Source organism: Alcanivorax sp. HI0044 (assembly GCF_001634945.1).
The window spans coordinates 1-1,057 of sequence record NZ_LWEZ01001531.1; the positions used below are offsets into that span (position 1 = coordinate 1).

A 1,057-nucleotide genomic window follows, 5' to 3' on the forward strand; every position below is an offset into this window, starting at 1 on the left:
GTTCGGCCTGATCGCTGCGATCCCCATGTTGTTGGCTTTCGCCTTTATCAATTCCATGACCGGCAAACTGGTCGACAGCATGGAAATGGCCTCGGTGAAATTCGTTAACGTATTCCGCCAGGTTTCTGCCCAGCAAGAGCGCAAGAACGACGGCCAATAAGCCGATTTCTTGTTTTCGCTAACCTGGTGTAAGGATCTGGTATGCGTTTTCGCAGACGACGTTCGCATGACACCGAGGTGGAACTGAACATCACTGCCTTCCTGAATTTGATGGTAGTGCTGATTCCTTTTCTGCTGATCAACGCGGTCTTCGCGCAGGTATCTATCCTGCAGCTCGACCTGCCCGCGGTGAATGACAGCAGCACCCCCTCGGAAGACGACGAAAAAGACAAGCTGGTGCTTGAAGTGCTGATTTACGGCAACCGCTATGAAGTGGTCGACCGTAATACCAGCGCAGTGCTCAAAATTGTGGAAAACAATGGCGAGACACCCAACAGCACCGGTTTGCACGATTACCTGGTGAAGGTAAAAGAGAAGTTTCCCAATGAGACCGCCATTACCCTGCTGTGCGAGGATGACACCCCCTATGAGGTGATGATCCAGACCATGGACGCTGTGCGTCTGTACAACAGCGAGGTCAACGGCCAGACCATCAAGAAAGAGCTGTTCCCGAGCATCAGCATCGGTTCAGCGCCCAAGGATCAAAGCGCCAACAACGCCGGCAAGGGAGGTGATGCATGAAGAAGTCATCCCGCGCCCGCCGCATGGCCCGGCACCACGGCAAGCACAAGGCCGTAGCCACGTTGAACCTGACCTCCCTGATGGACATTTTCACCATCCTGCTGATCTTTCTGCTGGTGAATAACAACAATGCGGCCAAGCTACCGGACAATCAGGATATCCAGTTACCGGAATCCATTGCCCAGGAACTGCCCACCGAGGTGCTGACCATTCAGGTGAGCCCCATGGATATCATTGTTGCTGGGCAGAAAATCGCTGATACCGAAACGGTAAGGAATCAGGAAGAACGTACCGTGGCGGCGCTGGTGGAAGAATT

General features: G+C 53.5%; 2 protein-coding genes. Both read left to right on the forward strand.

All coding sequences use genetic code 11. The annotated features are described in order from the left end of the window. Positions 1 to 201: 201 nt before the first annotated feature. A complete protein-coding gene (locus tag A3730_RS23035; protein WP_063521610.1) occupies positions 202 to 741 on the forward strand; it encodes a biopolymer transporter ExbD in 540 nt (179 codons plus the stop codon). Continuing rightward, positions 738 to 1,057 (forward strand): biopolymer transporter ExbD (locus tag A3730_RS23040; RefSeq protein ID WP_197477587.1); only part of this gene is annotated, 320 nt, incomplete at its 3' end. The genes A3730_RS23035 and A3730_RS23040, both read left to right, overlap by 4 nt.